Source organism: Variovorax sp. YR266 (assembly GCF_900107295.1).
Classification (GTDB): Bacteria; Pseudomonadota; Gammaproteobacteria; order Burkholderiales; family Burkholderiaceae_C; genus Variovorax.
Genome location: NZ_FNPM01000039.1, coordinates 1 through 3,242 on the forward strand (window position 1 = coordinate 1; position 3,242 = coordinate 3,242).

The window sequence follows — 3,242 nt, forward strand, 5'->3', positions numbered from 1 at the left end:
AGGTCGCCGGTGCGGTACATGCGGCTGCCGGGGGCACCCAGGGGGTTGGCGATGAATCGCTCGGCGCTCAGGCCGGGGCGGTTCAGGTAGCCGCGTGCGATGAAGTCGCTGCAGATGGCCAGCTCACCGAACACATCCGTCGGCTGGCCGTCCGGGTCGAGCAGCGCGATCCGGGTCGATTCGACAGGATGGCCGATGGGTAGGCGCATGCCGTTTGAATTCGTCTGCGCGTTGGCGAAGAACTGCACTGTTACCGTCGATTCGGTCGGCCCCAAGCCATTGACGAGCAGGCAGTGCGGCTCGAAATTCTCCCGCAGCAGATCGAGGTCGGTCGGCGTGGCCTCCTCGCCGCCCAGGACCACCAGCCTCGTCGCGGAGACCTTCTGTCCATGCAGTCCCATGGCCCCGAGGCGGAATACGGTGGGCGTCGAATGCCAGACCGTGATCTGGTGCCGATGGATCCACCCGCGGATCTGGGTGAAGCCCGTTTCCCGCAGATCGAGGATGTGCAGCGAGGCGCCGTTCAGCAGCGCCCCGTAGATGTCCATCACCGACGCATCGAAGCCATAGGAGCTGAACAGCGTCAACTTGTCGGCCGCGCTCAGGTGAAGCGCATTGGTGTAGGTAGCCATGAAGTGCAGGACGTTGCGATCGATCTGCACCACCCCCTTGGGTTGCCCGGTCGTGCCCGAGGTGTAGAGGATGTAGGTGGGGGTGCGGAGATCGCGGTGCACCTCGCAGCGCTCGGCTGGTGCAATGGTCGACGGATCGAGAACGGGAACCTGCCGCTCGGCCCCGATGCTGCTTGCGAGCGTCGTCAGGCCGGACTCGCAGATCAGCGCCTCCCCTTCCGAATCCGCCAATATGAACCGGAGTCGCTCTACCGGATGGAGGGGGTCCAGGGGCACATAGGTCTTCCCCGCCTTCAGGACCCCGAGCATGGCGGCAATCATTTCTGCGCCATGCCCGAACAACAGCATCACACGGCCTGGGCCATGGCCGAGGCTTTGGCGCAGCGCGTGGGCGATCCCGTTGGCCTTGCGGTCCAGGTCAGCATAGCTCCAGACTGAATCCTCGTGCGTGATGGCGATGGCTGCGGGGTCGCGTCGCACCTGCGCTTCGAAGCGTGCTGTCAGCGATTGCTCGATGTCGTCCCTTGTGAACCGTGTGTAGGGCTGCGTGGGCCTGGGGCCGCTGGGCGCAGGCGTGCCGGAAGAAGCGGGGGACGGCAGTGGAATCTGGAACAGGCGGGTGCCTGGATGGGCGGCGACCGCCCGCAGCACGGACTTCAGATGCTCGAGCATCCAGGCCACCGTGGCGCGGTCGAACAGATCGCTCGAAAACTCGACGCGTCCAGAGATGCCGTTCAAGGCACCTTGCGCGTTGCGCTCCTCCCACAGCGTGAAGGACAAGTCGAGCTTGGACGAGTGGATGGCGATCGGCTCGAAGGCCGTCTCGATCCCGGGAAGCTCGACGCTGGCCCTTGCGTTGTTCTGGAATATCAGCGTGACCTGGAACAGCGGGTGGCGCGCCATGGAGCGCACGGGGTTGAGCACCTCCACCAGGCGTTCGAACGGTAGATCCTGATGCTCGTAAGCGCTGAGGTTGATTTCCCGCACCCGCTGCAGCAGTTCGCTGAAGCTCGGGTTGCCCGAGGTGTCGGTGCGCAGCACGAGGGTGTTGAGGAAGAAGCCGACGAGATCGTTGAGCGCCTCGTCGGTGCGTCCCGCGATCGGGCAGCCAAGGGGAATGTCCGTGCCCGCGCCCATGCGGGTCAGCAGCGTTGCCAATGCGGCCTGCAGCACCATGAACAGGCTGGCCTGTCCCTGGCGCGCGAGCGCCGTCAGCCCCTGGTGCAATTGTGCATCGAGCTGGAACGCAATGCTTTCACCGCGATGGCTGGAGGCCGCAGGCCGGGGACGGTCGGCGGGCAGTTCGAGCTGTTCGGGCAGGTCGGCCAGGGTCTTCTTCCAGTAGGCCAACTGGCGGGCGCCGGGGCTGTGCGGATCGCTCTCGTCGCCGAGCAGCTCGCGCTGCCAGAGGGTGTAGTCGGCGTACTGCACCGGCAGCGGTTCCCAGGCGGGCGGCTTGCCTTGGCGGCGCGCGGCATACGCGACAGACAGATCGCGCACCAGCGGTGCGAGGGACCAGCCGTCGCTGGCGATGTGGTGGCACAGCAGCAGCAGCACGTGCTGCTGGGGATCGATGCGCAGCAGCCAGGCACGAAACGGAATCTCGCGCGTCAACTCGAAGCAGTGGTCGGCCGCCTCGGCAAGGCGCGCGGCGAGCGTGGCTTGCGAGACCTGAGCTTCTTCCAGAACGAAATGCGCTTTCTCCAGAGGAAGAATGACCTGCTGCGGCTCGTCGTCCGTGTCGGGGAAGATGGTGCGCAGGCTCTCGTGGCGCGCGACCAGATCTTCGAGCGCGAGTCGCAGCGCTGTGCCGTCGAGCTCGCCTTTCAGTCGCAAGGCCAACGGAAGGTTGTACGTGGCATTGGCGCCGTCGAGACGGTGTAGGAACCACAGGCGCTGCTGAGCGAAGGAAAGAGGAATCATCATCGGGTCGGACCAGGAGGTTGAGTTGCGCCGTCGTTCGACGGCCGCACGGCGAATGGGAGACGCAGCGGCGTCATCGGTCTGTCGAGTGGGGGAAGCTCAGGCCGTGAGTGCTCCTTGAGTGGCATCGGGATGCTGTTCGCGGCGCATGGGACGCAATGGCTTGCGTGCCGCGGGCGCCGCGCTGAGCCTGTGGGCCAGTTGTTCGACGGTGGGCGCCTCGAACAGCGTACGGATGGCCAGCTCGACGTTGAGGGCGGAACGCGCGCGGCTGATGAGCTTGGTGGCCAGCAGGGAGTGGCCGCCGAGGTCGAAGAAGTTGTCGTCGATGCCGACCTGGGGCAGGTGCAGGATCTCTGCGAAGAGGGCCGCGAGGATCTCCTCCTGGGGGGTGCGTGGTGCGCGGATGGATCGCGGGGTGAAGTCCGGGGCGGGCAGCGCCTTGCGGTCGAGCTTGCCGTTGGGGGTCAGCGGCAGAGCTTGCAGGACCACGATGGCTGCGGGGACCATGTAGTCGGGCAGGGACTGCGAGAGGCTGCGGCGCAGCGCGGCGGTGTCGATGAGGGCCTCGGTGGCCGAGTCGGCGGCCTCTGGCACCACATAGCCCACGAGCTGCTTGTGGCCGGGAGAGTCCTCGCGGGCGATGACGGCGGCCTGTGCGACCAGGGGCAGGCGCGCGAGTGCGGC

General features: G+C 66.5%; 2 protein-coding genes. Both read right to left on the minus strand.

Annotated features, from left to right (window positions below; genetic code table 11):
* Positions 1-2,558: condensation domain-containing protein (locus BLW48_RS34785; RefSeq protein WP_143047884.1), on the minus strand; the 2,558-nt coding region annotated here is incomplete at its 3' end.
* Between the two features lie 96 nt (positions 2,559-2,654).
* On the minus strand, positions 2,655-3,242 hold a 588-nt coding region (locus tag BLW48_RS34790), incomplete at its 5' end, for a phosphopantetheine-binding protein (RefSeq protein ID WP_143047885.1).